This window comes from Anoxybacillus sp. LAT27, assembly GCF_022030075.1.
GTDB classification, from domain to species: domain Bacteria; phylum Bacillota; class Bacilli; order Bacillales; family Anoxybacillaceae; genus Anoxybacillus; species Anoxybacillus kestanbolensis.
This window is the reverse complement of the sequence record NZ_JAIWYK010000440.1, coordinates 181,212-206,344: the sequence shown is the minus strand read 5'-3', so window position 1 is coordinate 206,344 and position 25,133 is coordinate 181,212. Positions and strand designations below refer to the sequence as shown.

Here is a 25,133-nt window from a genome sequence, read left to right as displayed (position 1 = left end):
AGGGGGGTGTGTATGTTAGAAGCTTTATTTCAATATGAGTTTTTACAAAACGCGTTTGTTGTCGGTGTATTGATCGGATTTATTGCCCCACTTTTAGGTGTGTTCATTGTCGTCCGAAGGTTATCGCTTATTGCTGATGCGTTAAGCCATGTCACACTAGCAGGAATTGCAGCAAGCTTACTTGTGCAAAAAAAATTTTTTACGTTTGCAACATTAAACCCGATTTATATTGGCATGGCCTTTTCTGTTGTCGGTTCGTTATTTATTGAAAAACTGCGTACGGTATATAAACATTATCAAGAATTGGCGATTCCAATCATTTTATCAGGAGGGATCGGTTTAAGCGTTATTTTCATTTCGCTTGCGGATGGTTTTAATACTGATTTGTTTTCATATTTATTCGGAAGTGTAAGCGCAGTAAGCCGAGCGGACGTATGGACGATTAGCATCATTTTTTTCATTGTGCTTACTGTCATTTTTCTATTTTATAAAGAATGGTTTATTTTGTCATTTGACGAAGAATATGCACAAGCATCGGGAGTAAAAGTAAAGTCGCTCCATTTTGTTTTCATTGTGTTAGTCGCTCTCGTCATTGCTGCGTCGATGCGAATTGTCGGCATTTTGCTCGTTTCGTCACTCATGACGCTTCCTGTTGCCGCAAGTATTCGAATAGCGAAAGGATTTAAACAGGCGTTATGGTTTTCCGTTTTGTTCGGTGAATTTGCTGTCATTGTTGGACTATTTCTTTCCTATTACTTAAACTTAGCTCCCGGTGGAACAATTGTTTTGCTAGCGGTTTGCATATTAATCGCATCAATCATGTGGAAAAAATGGAAGAGAGGATGAAAAAGCGTGAACGTTTCTGAAGCGCTACGATTAATGAAAGAAAAGGGGTTTAAGTATACAGGGAAGCGCGAGGAAATGCTTGAATTGTTTGCGAAAACAGATAAATATTTAACTGCAAAAGATGTGCTTGATGTGATGAAAGATCGGTATCCCGGACTTAGTTTTGATACTGTTTATCGCAACTTGGCACTATTCGTTGAGCTCGGTATTTTAGAAATGACTGAGCTATCTGGAGAAAAGCACTTTCGGTTTACATGCAACATGAGCCATCACCACCACCATTTTATTTGCATGACGTGTGGCAAAACGAAAGAACTTGTCACATGTCCGATGAATGAATTAGCGGAAGACTTGCAAGGATACGCCATTTCAGGACATAAATTTGAAGTGTACGGCACGTGTCCGATGTGTCAACAACAAGCTGACGTGTAATGTCAGCTTGTTGTTGTAAGCAATTTTTCTACTTGTTGTTTTGCTTCGTGCCAGTTGTATACACGAATGACGTTGTTAGGGATAGGACCGCGGTTATACGGAGTATCAAATAAAATGACAGGGATCATGCATTGTTCCGCAATGTCGCACGCGTTATCGTATTTATCTTCAAAAAAAATGTCGATGTTGTATTTTTTCACAGCCTCAATTTTATTGTGCGAACCGATAAGTTCAATATGATGATAATGAACGCCTTGTTGTTGAAACCATTTTTCTGTTATTTCATATAAGTGACGACCTCGTGCACTAATGTAATATAGCTCATATTCATCTTTCCAGCTATTAATGACCTCTAATGCTCCGTTCGCAAGAGGAGCTTCGCTATAAATGATCGGCTCATATCGTTCCATCCATTCGTTCAGTTCTTCTTCTGTCGTATCTAAAAAAGGAACTAAATCGTAGTCAGTAATATCATCGAGCGTTAAATTTTTTCGGAATGATTTGTTTAAATATGGAATAAACGTACTTGGACATGTGACTGTTCCATCAATATCGATTCCAAATCGTCGCTTGATCATTGTTTGTTCATCCTTTCATGTCGGGTGCTTCTTGCCCATTATAACATTGACATAAAGTAACATCTATAATGACGTATCGCTTATTGCATAATAATAGTGCTCCTCATTTTACGAAAGCGAGGGAATTGTCATGGACAATGAGCGTCAAACGTATGACAACGCACGAATAGATACGGTTCCAAACATTGAGCAAGATTTTATGGAAGAAACAGCAGGTGAAATTGCTGAGCCGATTCGATTTTCTGACCGAGAAGTAGAGCGTGAAGAAAACGGTCGGGGGATAGGTTGGCTTGCACTTGCTTTATCGATTGTTTCTCTTTTCCTTATGCCAGTCATTATGGGGGCGGCCGGCATTATTTTCGGATTTATCGCTCGCCGTCGAGGAGCGGAAACGTTAGGAGCGTGGGCGATTGGAATTGGTGCTGTCTCCATCATTTTAAGCTTTTTCGTCCGATTTTGGTAAATAAGAGGGGAATGTCCCCTCTTATTTTTGTTTCCCTTTCGAGGCATATTCTTCCGCCAATTTATCGATTTCTTTTTTCAGCTCTTCCACCATTGTCTCTTCAGGTACTTTACGAACGATTTTCCCGTGGCGGAACAATAATCCTTCTCCACGTGCCCCTGCGATGCCGATGTCAGCTTCGCGCGCTTCTCCGGGCCCATTTACTGCGCAGCCGAGAACTGCTACTTTAATCGGTGCTTTAATTTGGGCAATATACTCTTCAATTTCATTTGCAATGCTAATTAAATCAATTTCGATTCGCCCGCACGTCGGACAAGAAATTAACGTTGCAGCGTTCGCCGCAAGACCGAATGCTTTCAACAACTCGCGAGCCACTTTTACTTCTTCGACAGGATCAGCGCTAAGGGATACCCGTACGGTGTTACCAATTCCTTTACTTAAAATCGCACCAAGTCCCGCAGCACTTTTTACCGTTCCTGCGAATAACGTACCCGATTCCGTAATCCCAAGGTGTAACGGATAGTCAAATGCACGAGCGGCTTTTTCGTATGCTTCAATCGCTAAACGAACGTCGGAAGCTTTTAATGACACGATAATGTCTTGAAAATCGAGGTCTTCTAAAATGCGAATATGATGCAGAGCGCTTTCGACCATCCCATCTGCAGTAGGATAGCCGTATTTTTCTAAAATGCGCTTTTCAAGTGAACCGGCGTTGACCCCGATGCGAATCGGTACGCCACGTTCTTTCGCTGCTTTAACGACCGCTTCAACTTTTTCGCGTTTCCCGATATTTCCTGGATTAATGCGAATTTTATCCGCCCCGTTTTCAATCGCTTTTAAAGCAAGGCGATAATCAAAATGAATATCGACAACGAGTGGAATATTAATGCGCTTTTTTATTTCAGCAATCGCATCTGCTGCTCTTTCATCTGGGCAAGCGACGCGAACAATTTGGCATCCAGCTTCTTCAAGTCGATGAATTTGGGCAACAGTCGCATCGACGTCATGCGTTTTTGTTGTCGTCATGCTTTGAATGACAACCTCATTATTCCCGCCAATTGTAATGTTTCCAACACGAACAGGGCGGGTTTTCGAACGATGAATGATTTCACTCACGCGTCAATCGCTCCTTTAACGTATTAATCAAATCATTTTTTATTGTAGCAATGTTTCTTATTTGTTGACAACGTTTTTGCTATTTCTGTTTATAGAGTGGAATACGATACGTTTTGCCAGCTTGAAGGGAATGCGCATTTACATGTGGATTGAGCGCTTGAAAATCAGTAATGAGTTGATCGATGGGTACGGGCAATTTACCATTCATTTCACGTTCGATAATGGAGAGGAGCGTATCGCCACGTTGGACGGTTATTTCGCGATAAGGTAATTCGTTCGTCCGCTTGTTCGTTTTTTCCGCACGAATCGTATGAATCGTTCCGTCTGTTACATCATGGTAAGCAATCGCACATATAGCAATGAAGATAAGAAGGGTAACTACTTTTTTCATCCTATTTCCCCACCTGTCGTTCTTCTTTCTTCATGCATATGGCTTGTCCTTATCATATATGCACAAAAATTACACTTCTTTTACATCACTTCACATTTGTTTAACATCCCATTCATATTTTTTTAGTATTCTTTGTCTGTATTTGTCGAAGGGGGGATGTGCCGTGCCATTGAAAAATATAAAACCGCATATAAGAATATTTCGTATTCAACCATCACCGAAAGTAAAACAATGGTTATTAAAAATGAGTTTACAAAACCGTCTATTCATTTTATTTTTTAGTGTTCTAATTACTTCGCTTAGCATTGTGGGGATGATTGCTTATCATCAGGCGAAAGAAACGACCGTAAAAGCGATTGAAGACCGTCTTGAAAGAGAAGCGACGATGATGTTTGAAGTGGCACGCAATCTTATGTATATTCATGCCGGAAATGAACAAATGTTTGAAAAAAGTTTGCGTTCTGCAATTAAGCAGCAAAGAGCAGAACTGATGCAAGATGGGTTAAGTGTAGATGTTTTTTTAATAAGTGATGGAAAAGTAAAAACATTTGAGCGAAATGAACAGCTGAATGTAACAAAATCGATCAAAGAAACGATTGTGAAACGAAAAAATGGCGTTTCGCATTTGGAGTGGAACGGACGTACATATACATTTGCATATAAGACGATTCAAGAATTAAAAGGAACATATGTCGTTGCTGTGCCGGATGAACAATTTATGAAGCCGATTCAACAGCTTGCCAAGTTAACAATTGTAACGATTATGATCAGCGTTATCATTTCAACGATCATGATTAAATGGTTAGTTAGTGGATTAACGAAGCCGATTGCTCAACTTCGTCATGCAATGAGTCGATTGTCGCGTGGAGATTTAACAATCAATGAGCAGATTTATTCAACTGCGCCGGAGATTGATTCCCTTGCACGTAGCTTCCAACGGATGTTGACGAGCATGAAACATGTCATTTGCGAAATGAATGAAACGACGAGGCAGTTGGCCATGACAGGAGGAGACTTAAAGCATGTGTCTGAACACGCGATTGAGTCGAACGATCAGCTCATATCAGCCATTGCAACCGTAAAGCAAGGGGCAGAAGAAACAGCAAACGCTTCAGATGAAAGCATTCATCGGGTAGCTGAGATGAAAAAACGAATGCAACATGTGCTAACAAGCGTACAAAACATTTCAACAAGTGCGTTTGATATGAATAAATCTTCGGAAAGTGGTGAAAAGCGTCTGACGCATTTAATTGCTGATATTCACTTATTTGCTCAACAATTCAAAGAAGTAAACGATACGATTCAAAGTGTGAAACATCATTCCACGTCGATTACAAAAGTTGTCGATGTCATTCGCCAAATCGCTGAGCAAACGAAGTTATTAGCGCTGAATGCCACAATTGAAGCTGCCCGTGCTGGTGAAGCAGGAAAAGGGTTCGCGGTTGTCGCTACAGAAGTGAGAAAGTTAGCGGAACATGCTTCGAAAGCAACGGAAGAAATTACATCATCCATTTTTGCGATGGAAGAAGTATCGATTCATGCGACGAATCAATTTGAAGGAATGGTCGAACATTTACAACATCAACTCATGTCTGCAAACGAAGCGAAACATTCATTTGACCATTTGTTGAAAGAAATTCAACGCGTCAATCGTAACGTAGCACAAATGGAAAATGAACTAGAGCAGTTTCAACAATTATTGCCGATGATCGAGACTGTAACGATGGCGTTTGCCTCCGTTGCCCAACAAACGCTTGCAAGTGCGGAAGAAATGATGTCGTTTTCGTATGACCAAACGAAGCAGATGAATGATATGTATCGTGTTGGTGAACGATTAAATGAATTATCGCAATCGTTATCTACAATCACTTCATCATTTAAACTATAAGAAGCAGGCGGATCAGCCTGCTTCTTTCATAGAAGGGAGTTCTTTAATGGAAGCGAACAAAATCGTGACAGAAACGAACCAGTCTAAAGCAACGGCATAAGGAACAACAATTTGCAACGATTCCATTATTGTAAAAAAGATAGTTGATAATGTAATCGAATAAGCGGAGATGCTCCACATATGACGGTACGTTCCACGCTTATTTAATGTGCCGCGAAAAATGAGACCGATGAATGCGAGAACGGTCACGTAAAGAAATTTACTTGTACATGTGAAAAAGTATAAAACAAAAAACGATAGTGAAATGACGATAGGAAGTAATGATTGCAACGTGCGTGTAAATTCATATACGTCTTTGTTTGTAAAGCGATCTACTTGCATGACGGCATACGGATACGATTGAACGTGGCCATTTACAACGAGCGAAAAGTCTTCTTTTAAAAACGCCACTGCATTTGTGTAGCGCGCTACGTCATCGGTAGTTAATGTACCTGTGCTATCTAATAAAATAGTCACGTCAGGATGTATGAGCTCAATTGGTTTTTTTTCGTCCGATGTCAATATGCCATCGACGACTTCAAATGGGGGAAGCTCCTCGCTCAATAGTTCGCGCGTTGAGTCGATCGTTTTGTTTATACTTATTATAAAATAAATAGCAATCGGCAACGTCGCAATAAGCGATAAAAAGAACACGTAACTAATCGCTTTTCCGATCGGATGAAAGCGAAAGCGGGCAATATGTACAGGCGAATAAAGACTTTGTAACAACCGTTTCCACATGATCATTCACATCCTTTAGGCATCATCATTTTTCATTCTACTTCTTTTTCTATTCGCTACACAACCATTTTGTCTCGTATTGACGCCCTTCATCATTTTTGCTAAAATTACCATCGGATATGATGGACCCTTAGCTCAGCTGGTTAGAGCGGACGGCTCATAACCGTCTGGTCGCAGGTTCGAGTCCTGCAGGGTCCATTTTCCTCGCTAAGTGAATTAGCGAGGTTTTTTTGCAAATAATTTGAAACATTCGTTTTATTTTGGTACTCTTAAAGTAGGTTCACTTATGAAACTTTTCTGTTTCTAAATGTGATTGAACGGTTTCATTTGTGACCAATTACATAATAAATGAGGAGGAATGAAGTATGGCATTTGAATTACCACAATTGCCTTATGCTTACGATGCGTTAGAGCCACATATTGATAAGGAAACGATGAACATTCATCACACAAAACATCATAACGCATATGTAACAAACTTAAACGCAGCGCTTGAAGGTCATCCAGAATTACAAAGCAAAACAATCGAAGAGCTAATGGCTCATTTAAACGAGGTGCCGGAAAACATCCGTACAGCTGTTCGTAACAACGGAGGAGGGCATGCAAATCATTCGCTCTTTTGGACAATTCTTTCACCAAATGGTGGCGGTGAGCCTACAGGTGAATTAGCTGAAGCAATTAACAATACATTCGGCAGCTTTGAAAAGTTTAAAGAAGAATTTTCAAAGGCGGCTGCAACACGTTTTGGGTCTGGTTGGGCATGGCTTGTTGTGCACAACGGTCAGCTTGAGGTAACAAGTACACCAAACCAAGATACGCCATTAATGGAAGGTAAAACACCAATTTTAGGATTAGATGTATGGGAGCATGCATACTACTTAAAATACCAAAACCGTCGTCCAGATTATATTTCAGCGTTTTGGAATGTTGTCAACTGGGACGAAGTTGCCAAACGTTACGCAGCAGCAAAATAATGATGAAGAGCTCGGCAAATTTTGTCGAGCTCTTTTTGCATATCGCTACAAAAGAGTAGGCAAACTACTTGTCAAGAAAGGGAGTTTGCCTATGAACAGATGGAAACGAATCATCGCGCACATTCACACACATCGCCAATTGTTTCTTTTACTAGCAATCGGCGGATTGTATTCTCTTAGCATCGCTTTGTCCAATACGTTTGTAAACGTATATGTTTGGAAAAAAGTGAACAGTTTTCATGCCCTAGGTGTGTACAATTTAGCGATTGTCACATGGCAGCCGCTTGCATTTATCGTTGCTGGGAAAATCGCCAAAAAAATTGATCGCGTCATCGTTTTACGAATGGGCGTGACGTTTTTGGCACTCTTTTTTTTAGTCGTATTATTCAGTGGAAATCAAGCGATGAATCATTTGTTTTTCCTTGGTGGTTTGCTTGGTGTTGGTTATGGCTTTTATTGGCTTGCATTTAACGTATTAACATTTGAAATTACTGAGCCAAATACGCGCGATTTATTTAACGGGTTGCTTGGAGCGATGACATCTGTGGCAGGAATGATTGGGCCACCGCTAGCAGGATGGGTTATCGCTTCGAGTGAAAAGTTTACGGGGTACATGGCGATTTTTTTAGCTTCTTTATGTTTGTTTATTGCCGCGGTGATCCTCAGCTTCTTCCTACATCGACGAGGCTCATCAGGGCGATTCGCACTTCGTTCAGCATACGATGAACGAAAGAAAAACAAAAATTGGAAAATGATTACAAACGCCCACTTTTTTCAAGGATTTCGGGAAGGAACATTTGTGTTTATCGTTTCTATTTTTTTATTTATAACAACAGGAACAGAAAAAGCGCTTGGCGTATTTGGTTTTATTAACGCAGTTGTTTCCTTCATGACGTACTCGTTTGCATCCAAATATATAAAGCAACGCTGGCGATTGCGCGCGATTTTATTTGGTGGCGTGTTATTGTATGCTTCTGTTTTTTTACTCGTTTTTGATTTGTCGTACACAAAGCTGATGATATACGGTGCGCTTATTGCTATTGGTTATCCGATTTTGCTTGTCCCATATTTGTCGCTTACATTTGACGTCATTGGACAAAGCAATCATGCAAAGGAGTGGCGCATTGAATATATTGTGATGAGGGAATTATTTTTGAATGGTGGGCGTGCAACGTCTGTTTTATTGTTTTTATTAGCCATTACGTTATTTGATGCAAAAGAGGCGATTCCATTATTAATGTTAATTGTTGGATCTGGTCATTTCATCATTTATTTTTTTGTGCGGCGCATTCGACTTTCCATGTAGAAATTTGCGAGCGTTTCTTTTACAATGAGAAGGAGCAAGTAAAGGAGGTGCTCGCACGTTTTGAAACAAATACAACATGCTCAAAAAGCGAAGAAAAAGAAAAAACGAATGCAGGTGCCATTTCGGTTAAACGTGCTATTTTTTATTGTATTTTTACTCTTTTCTGCGCTTATTTTACGATTAGGTGTCATTCAAATTGTTTACGGTGAACAATATCGGAAAGAAGTTGAGCGCACAGAAAATGTTACAGTTAATACACCAGCACCGCGTGGAAAAATTTATGACCGCAACTATCAAGTCGTCGTCGATAACGAGCCACTTCATGCGATTACGTACACGCGCACCCAAACAACGAAGCCGTCGGAGATGATTGAAGTGGCTAAAAAGTTAGCTGCATATATTGAAAAGCCAACCGACCGAGTGACAGAGCGGGATATAAAAGACTATTGGATTTTAACAAACGGAGAAAAGGCGAAGGAAAAAATTACAGAAAAAGAATGGAAACAGTTTCGCGCTAAAAAGTTGAAAGATAAAGATATTTATCGACTGCAACTTGAGCGCATTACAGAAGAAGATGTAAAAGCAATTAAAGAAAAGGAGCTTGAAGTTGTCGCTATTTTTCGGGAAATGAATAGTGGATATGCGTTGACGCCACAAATGATTAAAAATGAAGGGGTAACGAATGAAGAATATGCGGTTGTTAGCGAGCATTTAGAAGAATTGCCAGGGGTAGATGTAACGACAGATTGGGATCGTCATTATACCTTTAGCGACACGTTTCGTACCGTACTCGGAAACATTACATCATCGGAAGAAGGGTTACCGCGTGAAAAGCTTGACTACTATTTAGCGCGCGATTATAGCCGTAATGACCGTGTAGGGAAAAGTTACATTGAAGCGCAATATGAAGATGTGTTACGTGGGCAAAAGGCAAAAATTAAAAATGTGACAGATAAAGCAGGCAACATTATTGAAACGATTGAAATATCGCAAGGACAGCGTGGCAAAGATATTGTGCTAACGATCGATATGGAATTACAAAAACGTGTCGAGCAAATTATTGAAGAAGAATTGACGACAATGAAACGGCGCGCTGGAACAGAGTTGCTCGATCGTGCTTTCGTTGTCATGATGGATCCGAATACGGGAGAGATTTTATCGCTAGCTGGGAAACTGTATACACGTGATGAGAATGGGAAAGTAGTGTTCAAAGATTATGCCCTTGGAACAATCACATCAGCGTATGCGATGGGGTCAGCAGTCAAGGGAGCAACCGTATTAACAGGATTTCAAACGGGTGTCATTCAACCAGGCACGGTGCTAGTTGACGAACCGCTATATATTAAAGACACGCCGACGAAAAAATCGCATAGCGGTATTCGTCCAGGACCAATGAATGATTTAAAAGCGCTTGAAATGTCGTCAAACGTTTATATGTTTAAAACGGCCATTGCGATTGCAGGTTCTACGTATCGTCCGCATCAACCGCTCCCGATTAAAAAAGAGGCGTTTTCCATTATGCGGCGCTATTTTAATCAGTTTGGCTTAGGGGTGAAAACAGGGATTGATTTACCTGGGGAAATTATCGGATGGCCTGGACAAAGTACGCTTCCGGGGCATTTGCTCGATTTAGCCATTGGACAGTTTGACGTATACACGCCAATTCAAATGGCGCAATACGTTTCAACGATCGCTAACGGTGGATATCGCATTCAACCGCACGTTGTAAAAGAAATTCGTGAACCGATTAGCGAAAAAGATCAAATGGGGAACATCATCTACTCGTTTGAACCGAAAGTGTTAAACCGAATTGATATGAAAACAGAGTATATTGAGCGGGTGCGTGAAGGTTTTTATCGCGTTATGCACGGTTCAAACGGAACAGCACGGGCGTTTTTTGCAAACGCTCCATATGACCCAGCGGGAAAAACAGGGACGGCACAGGCGTTTTACGATGGACCGATTAAATCAAGACGAATGGCACAAACGTACAATTTAACGTTAGTTGGCTTTGCTCCGTACAACAATCCAGAGGTGGCGTTTGCTGTCGTTGTGCCTTGGGTATATCAAAATCCAAGAAACCATTATCCGATCAATAACTATATTGGGAGAAAAATTTTAGATGCGTATTTTGAATTGAAAACAAAGCGTCAATATGGGGAACAACCCTCTACTGAACCGTTGAATAATGAGGAACAAACAATGGAAAGATAAAAGAAAGCGAATTTACAAAAGCTTAACATTTGTTTAAAACGAATTTAATACCTTTCCATTATTCTATAACTCGTGGGACAAAAACTAATGAAAAAGTAGGGGGAAATCAAAAGATGAAGAAAAACAAATGGTTTGCACTCGCAAGTGTAACAAGCGCTGTATTAGCATTTACAACAGCATGTGGTGGCGGCGCTGAGCAAGGCGGCGAAAATGGCGGAGAGCAATTAAGCGGTAACGTTGTTGTAGATGGATCGTCTACTGTTTATCCGATTGTTGAAGCTGCCGCTGAAGCGTATGCGGGTGAACAACCAGATGTCAAAGTATCTGTTGGTTTGTCCGGAACAGGTGGCGGATTTGAAAAGTTTACAAAAGGGGAAACAGACTTTTCAAACGCTTCTCGTCCAATTAAAGAAGAGGAAAAGAAAGCTGCTGAGCAAAACGGCATTCAATTTGAAGAGCTCCAAGTTGCATTCGACGGTCTTTCTGTTTTAGTAAATAAAGATAACGACTGGGTTGATTATTTAACAGTTGATGAACTAAAGAAGATTTTCACATCCGGTGCGGTAAACGGTAATGACAAAGTCAAATGGTCAGACATTCGTCCAGAATGGCCAAATGAAGAAATTAAATTGTTCTCACCGGGACACGACTCTGGTACGTTCGATTACTTCGATGAAGTGATTTTAGATGGACAACCGTTAAACAAAACAGCGCAATTATCTGAAGATGATAACGTACTTGTTCAAGGAATTGCAGGCGATAAAAATGCGCTCGGTTACTTCGGATTTGCATACTACATTGAAAATAAAGATAAGTTGAGAGCTGTACCAATCGATAACGGAAACGGTCCAGTAGAGCCGACGCATGAAACAGTTCAAAGCGGTGAATACGCACCACTTTCTCGCCCATTATTTACGTATGTAAGCGTAAAGGCGTTAAAAGAAAAGCCACAAGTATATGATTTCGCGAAATTTTTATTAGAGAACGGTGCGGAGTTTGCTGAAGAAGTTGGATATGTAGCGCTTCCACAAGAAAAATATGATGAGCAATTGAAAAAGCTTGAAGGATTGAAATAACGAAACGTAAAGATGAGAAGCGACACCACAGTCGCTTCTCATCTTGCCATGAATTTGGAAAGGGGTTTTCACATTATGGCGATGACAGATGGGAATCGTTCATATTCCGTCCGTGAGATGATTAAAGAAAATAAGAAAAAGCAAAGCGGACAACAGTTTATGGAATGGTTCATGCCAAAATTGTTATTATTAACAGCTACCATTTCGGTTTTAACGACAATCGGCATTTTATTTACATTGTTATTTGAAACATTTATTTTCTTTGAACGAGTATCGATCGTTGAATTTTTAACGAGCAAAGAATGGCTTCCATGGGATGAAAAAACAGGTTCGTTCGGCATTGCTCCTCTTGTAACGGGAACGCTTTTAACGACAGCGATTGCGATGGTTGTAGCCATCCCAATCGGTTTAGCTTCAGCGATTTACTTGAGTGAGTATGCGTCTGAAAAGGCACGAAAAGTATTAAAACCGATATTAGAAGTGTTGGCGGGAATTCCGACAATTGTATACGGATTTTTCGCATTAACATTTGTAACACCTCTTTTGCAAAAAATCATCCCAGATTTAGGGATTTTTAACGCGTTAAGCCCGGGCATCGTCATGGGTATTATGATTATTCCGATGGTTGCTTCCTTATCTGAAGATGCGATGAGTTCTGTGCCAAACTCCATTCGTGAAGGAGCGCTTGGCCTCGGTTCAACGAAGTTAGAAGTTGCTTTAAAAGTCGTCCTTCCTGCAGCGACGTCAGGTATTGCGGCATCGTTTATGCTTGCAATTTCTCGTGCTGTTGGTGAGACGATGATTGTAGCTGTAGCGGGTGGTTCATCTCCTGTTTTCACATTTGATGTAACGAAATCGATTCAGACGCTAACTGCCTACATTGTCCAAGTAACAACAGGCGATGCCGGATACGGTACAACGGTTTATTACAGCATTTATGCGGTCGGTATGACGCTGTTTGTATTCACGTTAGCCATGAACTTACTCGCGCAATACATTTCTCGTCGCTTTAGGGAGGAGTATTAATCATGGAAAAGTTAATTGATAAACAACGTGTCGTTCAACATATGAACGGTCGTCTATTGCGCAATAACGTGTTAAAATTTTTGTTTTTCTTAGCGACATTATTCGGATTGATTGTTCTCGTCGTCCTTCTATATCGGATACTCACTCAAGCACTTGGCTGGCTAAACATGGACTTTTTAAATAACTTCCCGTCTCGTCGTCCGGAAAAAGCAGGAATTAAAGCGGGATTAGTTGGTTCGTTATGGTTAATGGTCATCGTTGCTCCTGTTTCGCTTATTCTTGGCGTAGGAACTGCCATTTATTTAGAGGAATATGCGAAAAAAAATCGTTTTACAGATTTTATTCAAACGAATATTTCCAACTTAGCAGGTGTTCCGTCGATCGTATTCGGTTTGCTCGGTTTAACGCTTTTCGTTCGTGAATTGAATTTAGGTCGTAGCATTCTAGCGGCTGGTTTAACGATGAGTTTGCTTGTGCTTCCTGTCATCGTCGTTGCGGCACAAGAGGCGCTTCGTGCCGTGCCGAATCAATTGCGCGAAGCATCATATGGTATGGGAGCGACGAAATGGCAAACGATTTATCGTATCGTTCTTCCAGCAGCGATCCCCGGTATTTTAACAGGTAGCATTCTAGCTTTATCACGTGCGATCGGTGAAACGGCACCACTTGTCGTTTTAGGTATTCCGACGTTTTTAGCCTATTTACCACGCGGTATTTTGGATACATTTACGGTTATGCCGATGCAAATTTACAACTGGACGTCACGTCCGCAAGCTGATTTCCAACATGTCGCGGCAGCGGGAATCGTCGTCTTGCTCGTTGTGTTAATCTTGATGAACTCAATTGCCATTTTTATTCGCAACAAGTTTCAAAAACGTTATTAATCGTGCGTTGAAAGGGGAACTTATTAATGGAATTAACAGTTGTGAAAGAACGTAAAAAACAAGCTGAAGAACGAAGCGAAAAAAATGTTGTGTATCGGACGAAAAACTTAAATTTATGGTATGGAGAACATCATGCGTTAAAAAATATTGACTTAGATATTTACGAAAATGAAGTCACAGCGATTATCGGTCCGTCGGGATGTGGAAAGTCGACGTACATTAAAACGTTAAACCGAATGATTGAGCTTGTGCCAAGCGTTCGCACATCCGGAGAAATTACGTATCGCGGGCGCAACATTTTTGATAAATCGTATCGTGTCGAAGAATTGCGTACGCAAGTCGGCATGGTATTCCAAAAGCCTAACCCGTTCCCGAAATCAATTTATGATAACGTGGCATACGGTCCGCGTATTCACGGTATTCGCGACAAGAAAATTTTAGATGAGATCGTTGAAAGAAGTTTACGCGGTGCGGCGATTTGGGATGAGGTAAAAGACCGTTTGCATACGAATGCATATGGACTGTCTGGTGGACAACAACAACGTCTATGTATTGCCCGCTGTTTAGCGATTGAGCCAGATGTTATCTTAATGGATGAACCGACATCTGCGCTTGACCCAATTTCAACATTGAAAGTAGAAGAGCTTGTGCAAGAGCTAAAGAAAAACTACAGCATTATTATCGTTACACATAATATGCAGCAGGCGGCTCGTATTTCTGATAAAACGGCGTTTTTCTTGAACGGTGAAGTGATCGAATATAGCGACACAGATAAATTATTCTCGAATCCAGACGATAAACGAACAGAAGATTACATTACAGGTCGATTTGGATAAAAAATCGTGCGGGTACGCTCGCACGATTTTTTCAAAATAAAGGGGGAGTAAGCATGTCTGTACGTGAGAAATTTGATTACGATTTGCAAACGTTGCGCGATCAATTACTACAGCTCGGAAGTCTCGCTGAAATCGCATTAACGCAGTCGTTTGAAGCGTTAAAAACAAAAAATAGCGATTTAGCATTGCAAGTGCTCGAGAACGATACCAAAATTGATCTACTTGATGAGGAAATTAACGATTTTGCGATTTTACTAATTGCAAAACAACAACCTGTTGCAATCGATTTGCGCCGCATTATTGTTGCGATTAAAATTGCAACGGACGTTGAAAGAATGGCGGATTTTGCTGTCAACATTGCGAAATCGGCTATTCGAATCGGTGAACAGCCATTTGTTATTTCATTAAATAAATTAGAAAAAATGCATGAAATCGCAGTAAATATGCTTTCGTTAACGTTAAAAGCGTATTACGAAGAAGATGTCGTTACAGCGAAAAAAGTGGCTGACATGGACGATGAAGTTGATCGTTTGTACGGCGAAACGATTCGGGAATTGCTCGAGCGCACAAAAGCACATCCAGATGCGATGTCGCAAATTACTCAGCTTTCGTTTACTGCACGTTACATTGAACGTATTGCAGATCACGCGACAAACATCGCTGAAAATGTCTTTTATTTAGTCAAGGGAAGACATTACGACTTAAACGATTAAAGCAAAAGGATGTCCAACAGCGGACATCCTTATTTTGTGATTTTTTTGGTGATTTGTTCATATGACATGTCACTTGTAACAACATACGTTCCAGGGCGTAGCGCACGCGTTAATTGGTGGGTATCGAGGTATGTTAAAAATGATTGAGCATCATCAATAATGTGCGCTTGTTCAAGTCGGTTAGCAACGTCGCGACTTGCCTCTCCTTTGGCAATCGTTAACGTATAAATGTACACTTTTTCTTTTTGAGATGGTGTTGTTTTTTCAGTTTCTTTTTTTTGTTTTTCGAGTTTTTCAGCGAGTTCATTTCGTTCAGCAACGATTTGTTCATACTGCTGTTCGCTGATGATAGTATACTGCTTGTCATTCATGTAATGAACGATAGCAAGTATCGTTGTGGCAAACAACATTCCAACCGCAAATGCACGTGTTGTCTTTCTCATCGTTCATTCCTCGCGATCATAATATTTACTTCATCTATCGGCATGTTGAGTTTGCGGGCAATTTGTTCTTTTGTCCAACCTTGCTTATGTAGATGACATATTTGTTCTTCAGTTGAAAACAACTCCATTCCGACAAGCAGCTCTTCTTCAAGCGCTTTAACTCGCTTTTTTATTTCGTACAATTGTTGCATCGTCGATAATGTGAGTTGCTCTACTTGCTCTTCTACCTCTTTCGCACGATCTTTTTGAAAGAAAGAAATAAGCAATAGTATGATTGCAAAAGAAATGAGTCCAATCAATGTATATTCGATCATGTCTGTCACCCCACTTTATTATACATAGGAATGTAGCGATCATGCATCATTTTCATGTAAAATCGACAATTTTCGTATATTGTCCGCATAGTATTGTCATGATATGATGGAAAAAAGTGTGCTTTCACTTGGGGGGGATATGTTGTGAAAGCGGTCATTATGGCAGGGGGAAGAGGAACACGGTTACGTCCGTTAACTTGTCATGTTCCGAAACCGATCGTACCAATTATGAATAAACCTGTGATGGCGTATAGTATTGAATGGTTAAAACATCATGGAATTACGGATATTGCTGTAACCGTTCAATATTTAAGTGATGAAATTATTGAATATTTTGGTGATGGACGTCGATTCGGTGTACATCTTCATTACTTTGAAGAGACGACGCCCCTTGGAACGGCAGGGAGCGTAAAACATGCTCAGTCTTTTTTAGACGATACGTTTGTTGTTATTAGTGCAGATACGTTGACGACAATTCATTTACAGCAAGCAATCAATTTCCATTTTTCCAAACAAGCATTAGTTACCGTTCTTATGCACCACGAAGCGACTCCTCTTTCATACGGTGGAATTGTGACAGATCGAAACGGAAAAGTGATTCATTTTGTAGAAAAACCAAAATGGAATGAAGTGTGCAGCGATTTAGTCAATACAGGCATTTACATTTGCGATCCAGCGATTTTTAATTATATGCCTGAACATCCACCTTACGATTTTAGTCAACATATTTTTCCACATCTCATTCAACAAGAGTACCCAATATACGGATATGAGGCGGATGGATATTGGTCTGATATTGGTGTCATCGAACAATATCATCAAACACATGTTGATTTACTAAATCAACGTCTCGTTTCTTCTCATTACAAAGAAATAGCTCCTGATGTATGGATCGGTGAGCGAGTGAACATTGCACAAGAGGTAAAATTAGAAGGACCGATTCTTATTGGGGACGATGTGCGCATTGATGCCTATGCAACACTCGGACCATATACGGTGGTTGGCTCACGTTCAGTTATTAGTAAATACGCATCGTTAAAGCGATCGATTGTTTGGTCCAATGTTTATATTGATGAACATAGTGAATTACGGGGAGCAGTTGTAGCAAATGATGTGTATATCGGTAAAAAAAATGAAATATTTGATTATGCGGTCATTGGGGCAAAATGCAAATTAAAAAATAAAGTGAAAGTGCAGCATGCGGCTAAAATTTGGCCGAATAAAACAATTGCAGAAAAAACGAAAGTGAAAGGTTCAATTGTATGGGGTGAACAACGCCCAAACGTATTGTTTCGCCAAAATGGGATCAGCATGCGCGCTCACGTTGATGCTCATCCGATATTTATTACACAGTTGGCTTCAGCATATAGCAGTCTACATGAAAAAGGAAGTCACATATTAATGGGCTATGACAATCACCCGTTGTCTCAGGCGCTCGGATCGTTGTTTGCTCAATGTTTGCATATGTACGGTATGTACACAAATGTATATGAGGGGGGATATTTGCCTGCTTTTCGTTATATCATTTCTCATAAACAGTATCGCGGTGGCGTATTTGTGACGGTGAACGAACATGATGAAGTAGTTATTGACATACACGATGAACAAGGATTTCCCATTGATTGCACGACGGAACGCGCGATTGAACAACGAATGAAACATGAACATCACATGTCAGTGGCTCAAATTGGCGAAGCAATGAAACAAAAAGAGAGCGATGAAATGTATATTCAAGCATTGCGTCAAGCGATTTCTTTTTCTTCATCGGAGCGATGGAAAGTTGTCGTCGCTAGTTCTCCTTTATTGAAGCATATCATTGAACGCACACTTCTGTTGTTCGCGATAGAAGTTGTTTGGACAAAAGAGCGTGATGATGAACATATTCGAGAGCTAATCGAGCGAGAACAAGCCCAATTTGCTATCGTGTTTGACTATTCAGGGGAACGTTTTCGAATGTTTGATGGGCAAGGAGTTGCATTGACGAAAGAAGAAATGATCTCGTTGCATGTGCTCACATCTCTTTTATTTAGCGAAACGAAAAAAGTAGCCGTTCCTGCTTGGGCACCGTCTGCGTTACACACATTAGCAGAACGGTTATATGGAGATATTGTTTATGTAAAAGATACGAGACGAGATTTTTTGCTTGCACATCATCATGAGCCGTTTCATTTTTATTTCGATGGATTGTATGCATGTGTACAACTATTGCATTTGTTAGCGATTGAACGTTGTTCGCTTCGTACCATTGTGTCGTCTATTCCAACTATTCATTTATCATGCCGTGATGTTCATTGCCCATGGGATGAACGGGCGGCTGTTATGCGTAAATTGTTAGAAGAATCGTATGACAAGCATGTAGATTTTACAGATGGCATGAAAGTATATCATGAAGATGGAGCATGGACACTCATTTTACCGAAAGTAGATGAACCGACGTTAACGATTTATTCACAAGCAGCAAATGCTCAAAAAGCAAAAGAATATACGAAATACTATATAAAGAAAATTCGGCAATATCAAAACGTATAAAATTCATATGGAAATTGTTTAAGAAAAATGATATGATGGAAAGGTGTGATTACAATACTTTTGTTTGGAGGGAAAGAACGATGCGTGTAAATATTACGTTAGCATGCACAGAATGCGGCGAACGCAACTATATTTCAACAAAAAATAAGCGCAACAATCCGGAGCGCCTCGAATTGAAAAAATATTGCCCACGAGACAAAAAAGCAACAGTTCATCGTGAAACGAAGTAAGCAGTAGGATTTTTTTCCTGCTGCTTATTTTTTTATGAAAGAGGGGGAAGGATAATGAATAAGAAACAATTGCGGCAACAAATAAAACAACGTCTCTTACATATGACAAAAGAAGAACGCAAGAAAAAGGAGAACATCATTCACGATATATTATTTCACCAACATCTTTGGCAAACGGCACAAGTGGTCGGTATTACGATCTCACGACAAATCGAAATCGATACAAAATGTATCATTGAACGAGCATGGCAAGAAGGGAAAAAAGTTGCCATTCCAAAATGCGATGTAACAACAAAACAAATGACATTTCGTGAAATTCGTTCGTTTCAAGAAACGGAACGCTCTTTTTTCGATTTATATGAACCGATTGTGGAAGAAACGAGAGAAGTGCAAAAACATGAAATCGAGCTCCTATTTGTTCCAGGTCTTGCTTTTGTTCGTAAAGGATATCGCCTTGGCTATGGTGGGGGATATTATGATCGATATTTAGTTGATTTTCCAAACGATACAATTTCCCTTGCATATGATTGTCAAATCGTCTCTACGTTGCCGGTTGAACAGCACGACATCCCTGTCCAAATGATTATTACAAACGAAGGAATTGTTGTTTGTGAAAACGAATAATAAAACAGCATAAGCGCTTTCATATTGTACAGGAGAAAAAATTAACAAAATGTTAATAATTCATGCCTTATAAACTTTGTGAAACAGTGTACAATGTAAGTGTGAAACAGATAAACAACGCACAGATTGTAAAATGATATAAACGAAAGGTGGAAGAAAGATGTCAAATAAAGTGAATCGTGTTGTTTTAGTTGGAACAGGTTTTGTCGGTTCAAGTTATGCGTTTGCGCTTTTAAACCAAGGAGTGACAGAAGAGCTCGTTTTGATTGATATTAATAAAGAAAAATCGGAAGGGGATGCGATGGACTTAAATCACGGCATGCCGTTTGCGCCATCCCCAACGAAAATTTGGTTTGGCAATTACGAAGATTGCAAAGATGCCGATCTCGTTGTGTTAACTGCGGGAGCGAATCAAAAACCGGGAGAAACGCGATTAGATTTGGTTGAGAAAAACACGAAAATTTTCAAAAACATTATCGATCAAGTGATGGCAAGCGGATTTAACGGTATTTTTCTCGTCGCCACAAACCCGGTTGACATTTTAACATACGCTACATGGAAGTTTTCAGGATTGCCAAAAGAGCGCGTGATCGGTTCAGGAACGATTTTAGACACAGCTCGCTTCCGCTATTTGTTAGGTGAATATTTCGATGTGGATACGCGCAACGTACATGCTTATATTATTGGGGAACATGGTGATACGGAGTTGCCTGTTTGGAGCCATGCATTCATCGGTTGCCGTCCAATTGCCGATATAATGAAAGAAAAGCCACAATATAAACAAGAAGATTTAGATAACATTTTTGTGAATGTACGCGATGCAGCGTATCAAATTATTGAGCGAAAAGGTGCAACATATTACGGCATTGCCATGGGACTTGTTCGTTTAACAAAAGCGATTTTACAAAATGAAAACAGCGTTCTTACTGTTTCAGCTTACTTAGAAGGCCAATATGGCCAAAATGATATGTACATTGGCGTACCAGCGATCGTAAATCGCAACGGTATTCGTGAAGTTGTTGAACTGCAATTGAACGAAGAGGAAAAAGAAAAATTTACTCATTCTGCAACTGTATTAAAAGATGTGATGAAGCGCGTTGGATTGCAATAGGTTGTCTCATGATGAGGCAACCTTTTTTATAAATTTAACGTGAAAAGGGAACGGTAAGCATGAGGAGGGTGATCATCTTGAATGGAAAAACGTTGATCGTTACCATCATTGCAGGGATCGTTCTTTATCAGTTTCGCTATCGGTTATTGAATGAAATATTGAAACGAGAAGCGGTTCAAAAACGAGTGGTACAATGGGGAATGTCCGTTCCGTTTATTCGCCAGCGCCTTGTTCCTACATTATTTTTACAAAAGTACAAATAGTTGCGCTTTGTAAGAGAGTGTGATAAAAGAAGGGTATGATAGCGAAGGGAGAGGGAAGGTTGGGCATTCGCTTCGATTTTGTATATTGGCAAATGATGTTTCAATTGTTACAGATGAACTATGAAATCGTTTATTTGTCACCTGATGAGCGGGAGGTTTGGTTGCAATCTACGAGGGAACGAAAAGCGCCGCTTGTACGCCTTGTTCGTACTGATATGGATTGGGGTGTGTCATTAAAAAATGATATGAATCGGGGGCTAGTCGCTGTTGATGAATGGCGCAAGCGACAATTTCGCCGCCAACTGCAAGTCATCAACATTTATGTCATGATGTATCCCCCTGTTGACGATTGGGAACTGTATGTTGAGCGACCATTCACGACTGAGCGAGTGCACATGCAAACATATGTGATGCATCTTTACAATATGTATGACGTCTTGCATAAGCTAAGCACGCAGTTCCATCAATCATTAAGAGTGTACGTACCTGATGATTCTCCAATGTTGCAACAAGAATTACAAACGTTTAAACAACACGTGTTATCATTTGCAGAGCGCATGTATGAAAATGAACGGCGCATATTTGAACGTGGAAAAGCGAGATTTACATATGTGTTTATTGCTTTACAAATAGTGATGTTTTTTATTTTAGAATGGAACGGTGGAAGTACAAATACGTTGACGCTCATTCAATACGGCGCAAAGTTTAATCCGCTTATTTTGCAAGGAGAATGGTGGCGCTTTTTCACCCCTATTGTTTTGCATATCGGCTTTTTACACTTGTTCATGAATACGTTTGCGCTATATTATTTAGGCCCACTTGTTGAAAAATTGTACGGCTCGTTTCGTTTTTTATTTATTTATCTTTTCGCTGGTTTTGCAGGTTCGCTTGCTAGTTTTTTATTTTCGCCGTCCGTATCTGCTGGGGCGTCTGGTGCCATTTTCGGATGTTTTGGGGCTTTGTTATACTTCGGAAAAGCAAAACCGCACATATTTTTTCGAACAATTGGAATGAACGTCATCACCGTCATCGGCATCAATTTAGCGTTCGGTCTCGTCGTTCCTAATATTGATAATGCAGGTCATATTGGCGGTTTAATTGGTGGGTTTTTAGCGGCAAATATCGTTCATTTCCCAAAGGAACGTGTTCGCTTTGGACAATGGTTTGCTGCTTTGTTCGCAGCGGTCGTTACGCTCATTTGCTTATATATTGGTTTTCAACGACCGCCAGCAGATCAAGCACAACTTATTCTTGCGTTGTCCAAGCAATATATTGATGAACGAGAATACGGCCAAGCAGAGCAAATGTTAACACTCATTCATGAACAAGATGCTGAAGCATATAAGGCAGATTTTTTGCGTGCCTATATTCACATACAACAAAAAGATTACGATGATGCAAAACAATATTTATATGATGCCATCGAAAAAAACAACCGTTTTCATGAAGCGTATTATTATTTAGCGTTATTATATGCGGAAGAAAAAAACTATGAAAAAGCAAAACAAGCTGCAGAGCGTGCGTTGCAGCTTGAACCAAATAATGAGCAATATCAACGATTATTGCTTGAACTCGAGCAGTTGCTTTAATATGACGAGTTCTCCGTCTGCTGTTTCTGTTACGACAAACAGTTTACTGTAATCCTTTTTGATTAAAATAAGCGGAACGGTGCTACCGATTGGAGATTCAATCGAACCGTTCTGTTTTTTTATGCCTAAAAAATAATTTTTGTACAACCCTTCCCATAAGTTTCCGATCATCGTTTCCGTTTCATTTGTTGTCAAATCCATAAACGGTTGCTCATTATATTGAACGAGCTCCGGTAAATACAAATGGTAATAATCGTCTGCTGGCAATATATTCCCCATTTGATTGGCCGTTTTATTTACGATCGTTTGCGTTTGTTTATTTAATGTGTTTGCCCATGTTTTTTGTTCGGCTGTCGTTGGTTTACGAAACGATTGAAGTGGTGCGAAGGATGAGTCGATGACGTATAATACGTCCCCACTCATTTTTTGACTGCTCCGAATATCATTGTCGCTATGCAATTCTCCTTGGTGATACGAAATGGCTTGAAACAATCGACTTCCTTTTTGTTCGATCTGTTTTTGCTGAATGAGACTTTTTCCATTTTCTTTCCATTTCGTTTGTGTAGCAACAAGCCTTCCGTTAGCAAATAACAACGAAACATCTTGTCGAAGATAAGCAGTTCGATCAAGCGATGAAGTAACGATCCAATCGACGACATAGCGTGTCTCCTTCTTTTTGGGCTGTAGTGATAATTTTGTTTCGGCAGTTGTAAAGTGAACGGTCGGATCGATCGGGAAAAACATAATCGCTTCATGCGCCGGTCGTTCAAACGCTTGTATGATGATGACAAATGACAAAAGAAATATGCATATCGATAATAAACGTTTCATCTTATTCCTCCGGTCAAGCTTACATTTATAAAAAATGTATGTGCATATGACAGGAAATATGTATGAATACATTTACATGTGTCAAAGATGAATGGTAATGAATGTAAGGTAGGTGATTGGAGTGGAACGAGTATCTTCACGTCTTTCAGAAAACGTTTCATATATGAAGGAAAAGCTTGGAGTAGGGAAAAGTTTTGACGTCATTTACTTAGACGTGCATTATGCTGGAAAAGACATGGCGTTATTTATGATTGACGGATTTGTGAAAGATGACATTCTTCATTATTTAATGAAATTATTATCTGAGCTACCAAATGGCACATTAGATGAACAACCGTTAGATAAATTATTAAAAACGCATCTTCCGTATGTAGAGTTGGATCAAACAGATGATTTCGAACGGGTAATTGATGGTGTGTTGGCAGGACCGACCGCTTTGTTCGTTGATGGAATGGCAAAAGCGATTTTAATTGATGCACGCACATATCCTGTGCGCGGACCTCAAGAGCCAGATATGGAGCGTGTTGTTCGAGGTGCACGCGATGGATATGTGGAAACGATTGTATTTAACACAGCGCTAACAAGACGGCGCGTGCGAGATCGTTCATTACGAATGGAATATATGCAAATTGGTCGCCGTTCAAAAACCGATGTCTGTGTTTGTTATATTGAAGATATTGCGAATTCACACATTGTTGAAGAAGTGAAACAGTCATTAGCCAAAATTGATACAGACGGCTTGCCAATGGGGGAAAAAACGGTAGAAGAATTTATTTCAGGCAGGCACTTCAACCCATATCCTGTCGTTCGTTATACAGAAAGGCCAGATACGGCCGCAGCTCATTTATATGAAGGACATGTTCTCATTTTTGTTGATGGGTCTCCGAGCGTGTTAATTACACCTGCAACATTTTGGCATCATCTGCAGCATGCGGAAGAATATAGAAATAAACCGATTGTTGGTGCATATTTGCGCTTTGTTCGGTTTCTTGCGGTATGGCTATCGATTTTTTTATTACCGCTTTGGTATATGTGGATGAAAACACCAGAGCTCGTGCCACATGCATTATCGTTTGTCGCAAAATCAACGGAAGGGAATATTCCGTTGTTTGGACAAATTTTACTGATCGAATTTGGATTAGATATGTTGCGAATGGCAGCTATTCACACCCCCTCTGCCTTAGCGACAGCACTTGGGCTTGTTGCAGCATTGATGATTGGTGGAATTGCAGTTGAGGTTGGCTTATTTTCTAACGAAGTCATTTTATATTTTGCGATGGCGACGATCGGGACGTTTGCGACACCGAGTTATGAGCTAGGACTAGCCAATCGGCTCGTTCGCCTCGCTTTGCTCGTTGTTACAGCATTATTTGGTGTCATTGGCTACGTTGTTGGTATTACTGCATGGTTAGTTATGCTTGCTCGCATGCAATCGTTTGGCGTCCCATATTTATGGCCGTTTATTCCATTTTCATATCGCGGGATGCGCGATGTGCTCATCCGTTCCCCAATTCCGTTAAAAAATCGACGACCGACGGTGTTGCATCCGAAAGATCCGGATCGGTAAGATGTGAAAAATGTCGCAAAGTCATTGTTCAGTTCTTGACGCCCTTTTGTTTTCTTTATACATTTAGAATATGTAGATTGAAAACGCTTATACACGATAGGTGAAGAAC

At 40.2% G+C, this 25,133-nt stretch carries 26 protein-coding genes and 1 tRNA gene; 20 read left to right on the top strand and 7 right to left on the bottom strand.

Features of this window, described 5'->3' with window-relative positions; all coding sequences use genetic code 11:
* Positions 1–12 precede the first annotated feature (12 nt).
* Both LD028_RS15110 and LD028_RS15105 read left to right on the top strand, forming a co-directional pair.
* Positions 13–846 carry a metal ABC transporter permease gene (locus LD028_RS15110; protein WP_237812246.1) on the top strand — a complete coding sequence of 278 codons (834 nt, stop codon included), beginning with the start codon at positions 13–15 and terminating at the stop codon, positions 844–846.
* 6 nt (positions 847–852) lie between these two features.
* A complete protein-coding gene (locus LD028_RS15105; protein ID WP_006317883.1) occupies positions 853–1,278 on the top strand; it encodes a Fur family transcriptional regulator in 426 nt (141 codons plus the stop codon).
* A gap of 2 nt (positions 1,279–1,280) precedes the next feature.
* On the opposite strand, the gene LD028_RS15100 is transcribed toward LD028_RS15105, so the two are convergent.
* Positions 1,281–1,856 carry a hypothetical protein gene (locus LD028_RS15100; protein WP_237812245.1) on the bottom strand — a complete coding sequence of 192 codons (576 nt, stop codon included), beginning with the start codon at positions 1,854–1,856 and terminating at the stop codon, positions 1,281–1,283.
* Positions 1,857–1,986: 130 nt separating this feature from the next.
* Between LD028_RS15100 and LD028_RS15095 the strand changes: the two genes are divergently transcribed.
* Positions 1,987–2,319 carry a DUF4190 domain-containing protein gene (locus LD028_RS15095; RefSeq protein WP_237812244.1) on the top strand — a complete coding sequence of 111 codons (333 nt, stop codon included), beginning with the start codon at positions 1,987–1,989 and terminating at the stop codon, positions 2,317–2,319.
* A 21-nt stretch (positions 2,320–2,340) separates the two neighbouring features.
* Here the strand turns inward: LD028_RS15095 and ispG are convergent, their stop codons facing one another.
* Both ispG and LD028_RS15085 read right to left on the bottom strand, forming a co-directional pair.
* Positions 2,341–3,435, bottom strand: a complete 1,095-nt coding sequence (gene ispG / locus LD028_RS15090) for a flavodoxin-dependent (E)-4-hydroxy-3-methylbut-2-enyl-diphosphate synthase (protein WP_004889502.1) — start codon at positions 3,433–3,435, stop codon at positions 2,341–2,343.
* 79 nt (positions 3,436–3,514) lie between these two features.
* The gene (locus tag LD028_RS15085) at positions 3,515–3,826 is read right to left on the bottom strand and encodes a type IV pilus assembly protein FimV (RefSeq protein ID WP_004889503.1); all 312 of its coding nucleotides are present in this window, start codon (positions 3,824–3,826) and stop codon (positions 3,515–3,517) included.
* Between the two features lie 163 nt (positions 3,827–3,989).
* On the opposite strand from LD028_RS15085, the gene LD028_RS15080 reads away from it, so the two are divergent.
* A complete protein-coding gene (locus LD028_RS15080; protein ID WP_237812243.1) occupies positions 3,990–5,714 on the top strand; it encodes a methyl-accepting chemotaxis protein in 1,725 nt (574 codons plus the stop codon).
* 12 nt (positions 5,715–5,726) lie between these two features.
* Here LD028_RS15080 and LD028_RS15075 read toward each other — a convergent pair whose 3' ends face one another.
* Positions 5,727–6,500 (bottom strand): DUF1189 domain-containing protein, encoded by a 774-nt coding sequence (locus LD028_RS15075; protein WP_077428780.1) that lies wholly within the window; start codon positions 6,498–6,500, stop codon positions 5,727–5,729.
* Between the two features lie 118 nt (positions 6,501–6,618).
* Here LD028_RS15075 and LD028_RS15070 point away from each other — a divergent pair.
* The 9 genes from LD028_RS15070 to phoU all read left to right on the top strand — a co-directional run bounded on the left by LD028_RS15070 (position 6,619) and on the right by phoU (position 15,523).
* Positions 6,619–6,692, top strand: a tRNA-Ile gene (locus LD028_RS15070).
* Between the two features lie 167 nt (positions 6,693–6,859).
* Positions 6,860–7,468, top strand: coding sequence for a superoxide dismutase SodA (gene sodA, locus LD028_RS15065; protein WP_012574541.1), 609 nt, complete (start codon positions 6,860–6,862; stop codon positions 7,466–7,468).
* Between the two features lie 91 nt (positions 7,469–7,559).
* The gene (locus LD028_RS15060; RefSeq protein ID WP_237812242.1) at positions 7,560–8,774 is read left to right on the top strand and encodes an MFS transporter; all 1,215 of its coding nucleotides are present in this window, start codon (positions 7,560–7,562) and stop codon (positions 8,772–8,774) included.
* 60 nt (positions 8,775–8,834) lie between these two features.
* Positions 8,835–10,988, top strand: coding sequence for a peptidoglycan D,D-transpeptidase FtsI family protein (locus LD028_RS15055; protein WP_237812241.1), 2,154 nt, complete (start codon positions 8,835–8,837; stop codon positions 10,986–10,988).
* 113 nt (positions 10,989–11,101) lie between these two features.
* On the top strand, positions 11,102–12,064 hold the full coding sequence (locus tag LD028_RS15050) for a PstS family phosphate ABC transporter substrate-binding protein (protein WP_237812240.1): 963 nt from the start codon (positions 11,102–11,104) through the stop codon (positions 12,062–12,064).
* Positions 12,065–12,139: 75 nt separating this feature from the next.
* A complete protein-coding gene (pstC, locus tag LD028_RS15045) occupies positions 12,140–13,090 on the top strand; it encodes a phosphate ABC transporter permease subunit PstC (RefSeq protein WP_077428776.1) in 951 nt (316 codons plus the stop codon).
* A 2-nt stretch (positions 13,091–13,092) separates the two neighbouring features.
* Positions 13,093–13,974 (top strand): phosphate ABC transporter permease PstA, encoded by an 882-nt coding sequence (pstA, locus tag LD028_RS15040; protein ID WP_237812239.1) that lies wholly within the window; start codon positions 13,093–13,095, stop codon positions 13,972–13,974.
* A 26-nt stretch (positions 13,975–14,000) separates the two neighbouring features.
* On the top strand, positions 14,001–14,810 hold the full coding sequence (pstB, locus tag LD028_RS15035; protein ID WP_006317903.1) for a phosphate ABC transporter ATP-binding protein PstB: 810 nt from the start codon (positions 14,001–14,003) through the stop codon (positions 14,808–14,810).
* 53 nt (positions 14,811–14,863) lie between these two features.
* Positions 14,864–15,523, top strand: a complete 660-nt coding sequence (gene phoU / locus LD028_RS15030) for a phosphate signaling complex protein PhoU (RefSeq protein ID WP_006317904.1) — start codon at positions 14,864–14,866, stop codon at positions 15,521–15,523.
* Between the two features lie 29 nt (positions 15,524–15,552).
* Here phoU and LD028_RS15025 read toward each other — a convergent pair whose 3' ends face one another.
* Entirely contained in the window at positions 15,553–15,966 is a 414-nt protein-coding gene (locus LD028_RS15025; protein WP_237812238.1) for an endolytic transglycosylase MltG, read from the bottom strand.
* Positions 15,963–16,280, bottom strand: a complete 318-nt coding sequence (locus LD028_RS15020) for a hypothetical protein (RefSeq protein WP_237812237.1) — start codon at positions 16,278–16,280, stop codon at positions 15,963–15,965. The genes LD028_RS15025 and LD028_RS15020 overlap by 4 nt, the downstream gene beginning before the upstream one ends.
* 144 nt (positions 16,281–16,424) lie before the next feature.
* On the opposite strand from LD028_RS15020, the gene LD028_RS15015 reads away from it, so the two are divergent.
* The 6 genes from LD028_RS15015 to LD028_RS14990 all read left to right on the top strand — a co-directional run bounded on the left by LD028_RS15015 (position 16,425) and on the right by LD028_RS14990 (position 22,626).
* Positions 16,425–18,809, top strand: a complete 2,385-nt coding sequence (locus tag LD028_RS15015) for a sugar phosphate nucleotidyltransferase (protein WP_237812236.1) — start codon at positions 16,425–16,427, stop codon at positions 18,807–18,809.
* Positions 18,810–18,889: 80 nt separating this feature from the next.
* On the top strand, positions 18,890–19,039 hold the full coding sequence (gene rpmG, locus LD028_RS15010; protein ID WP_004889517.1) for a 50S ribosomal protein L33: 150 nt from the start codon (positions 18,890–18,892) through the stop codon (positions 19,037–19,039).
* 54 nt (positions 19,040–19,093) lie between these two features.
* Positions 19,094–19,663 carry a 5-formyltetrahydrofolate cyclo-ligase gene (locus tag LD028_RS15005; RefSeq protein ID WP_237812235.1) on the top strand — a complete coding sequence of 190 codons (570 nt, stop codon included), beginning with the start codon at positions 19,094–19,096 and terminating at the stop codon, positions 19,661–19,663.
* A gap of 160 nt (positions 19,664–19,823) precedes the next feature.
* The gene (locus tag LD028_RS15000) at positions 19,824–20,774 is read left to right on the top strand and encodes an L-lactate dehydrogenase (RefSeq protein WP_077428769.1); all 951 of its coding nucleotides are present in this window, start codon (positions 19,824–19,826) and stop codon (positions 20,772–20,774) included.
* Positions 20,775–20,851: 77 nt separating this feature from the next.
* Positions 20,852–21,037, top strand: coding sequence for a hypothetical protein (locus LD028_RS14995; RefSeq protein ID WP_255706825.1), 186 nt, complete (start codon positions 20,852–20,854; stop codon positions 21,035–21,037).
* Between the two features lie 35 nt (positions 21,038–21,072).
* Positions 21,073–22,626, top strand: coding sequence for a rhomboid family intramembrane serine protease (locus tag LD028_RS14990; protein ID WP_309240412.1), 1,554 nt, complete (start codon positions 21,073–21,075; stop codon positions 22,624–22,626).
* On the opposite strand, the gene LD028_RS14985 is transcribed toward LD028_RS14990, so the two are convergent.
* Positions 22,597–23,457 carry a hypothetical protein gene (locus tag LD028_RS14985; protein WP_237812233.1) on the bottom strand — a complete coding sequence of 287 codons (861 nt, stop codon included), beginning with the start codon at positions 23,455–23,457 and terminating at the stop codon, positions 22,597–22,599. The genes LD028_RS14990 and LD028_RS14985 overlap by 30 nt on opposite strands.
* A 163-nt stretch (positions 23,458–23,620) precedes the next feature.
* Between LD028_RS14985 and LD028_RS14980 the strand changes: the two genes are divergently transcribed.
* Positions 23,621–25,024, top strand: a complete 1,404-nt coding sequence (locus tag LD028_RS14980; protein ID WP_064221267.1) for a spore germination protein — start codon at positions 23,621–23,623, stop codon at positions 25,022–25,024.
* The last annotated feature ends 109 nt before the right edge of the window (positions 25,025–25,133 follow it).

Coding starts and splice junctions, on each gene's coding strand:
- pstA (WP_237812239.1), top strand. CDS start 13,093: ATGGAAAAGTTAATTGATAAACAACGTGTCGTTCAACATATGAACGGT.
- LD028_RS14985 (WP_237812233.1), bottom strand. CDS start 23,457: ATGAAACGTTTATTATCGATATGCATATTTCTTTTGTCATTTGTCATC.
- sodA (WP_012574541.1), top strand. CDS start 6,860: ATGGCATTTGAATTACCACAATTGCCTTATGCTTACGATGCGTTAGAG.
- LD028_RS14980 (WP_064221267.1), top strand. CDS start 23,621: ATGAAGGAAAAGCTTGGAGTAGGGAAAAGTTTTGACGTCATTTACTTA.
- LD028_RS15110 (WP_237812246.1), top strand. CDS start 13: ATGTTAGAAGCTTTATTTCAATATGAGTTTTTACAAAACGCGTTTGTT.
- LD028_RS15020 (WP_237812237.1), bottom strand. CDS start 16,280: ATGATCGAATATACATTGATTGGACTCATTTCTTTTGCAATCATACTA.
- LD028_RS14990 (WP_309240412.1), top strand. CDS start 21,073: ATGATAGCGAAGGGAGAGGGAAGGTTGGGCATTCGCTTCGATTTTGTA.
- LD028_RS15000 (WP_077428769.1), top strand. CDS start 19,824: ATGTCAAATAAAGTGAATCGTGTTGTTTTAGTTGGAACAGGTTTTGTC.
- LD028_RS15005 (WP_237812235.1), top strand. CDS start 19,094: ATGAATAAGAAACAATTGCGGCAACAAATAAAACAACGTCTCTTACAT.
- LD028_RS15100 (WP_237812245.1), bottom strand. CDS start 1,856: ATGATCAAGCGACGATTTGGAATCGATATTGATGGAACAGTCACATGT.
- pstB (WP_006317903.1), top strand. CDS start 14,001: ATGGAATTAACAGTTGTGAAAGAACGTAAAAAACAAGCTGAAGAACGA.
- rpmG (WP_004889517.1), top strand. CDS start 18,890: ATGCGTGTAAATATTACGTTAGCATGCACAGAATGCGGCGAACGCAAC.
- LD028_RS15085 (WP_004889503.1), bottom strand. CDS start 3,826: ATGAAAAAAGTAGTTACCCTTCTTATCTTCATTGCTATATGTGCGATT.
- LD028_RS15025 (WP_237812238.1), bottom strand. CDS start 15,966: ATGAGAAAGACAACACGTGCATTTGCGGTTGGAATGTTGTTTGCCACA.
- LD028_RS15050 (WP_237812240.1), top strand. CDS start 11,102: ATGAAGAAAAACAAATGGTTTGCACTCGCAAGTGTAACAAGCGCTGTA.
- phoU (WP_006317904.1), top strand. CDS start 14,864: ATGTCTGTACGTGAGAAATTTGATTACGATTTGCAAACGTTGCGCGAT.
- LD028_RS15095 (WP_237812244.1), top strand. CDS start 1,987: ATGGACAATGAGCGTCAAACGTATGACAACGCACGAATAGATACGGTT.
- LD028_RS15060 (WP_237812242.1), top strand. CDS start 7,560: ATGAACAGATGGAAACGAATCATCGCGCACATTCACACACATCGCCAA.
- pstC (WP_077428776.1), top strand. CDS start 12,140: ATGGCGATGACAGATGGGAATCGTTCATATTCCGTCCGTGAGATGATT.
- LD028_RS15075 (WP_077428780.1), bottom strand. CDS start 6,500: ATGATCATGTGGAAACGGTTGTTACAAAGTCTTTATTCGCCTGTACAT.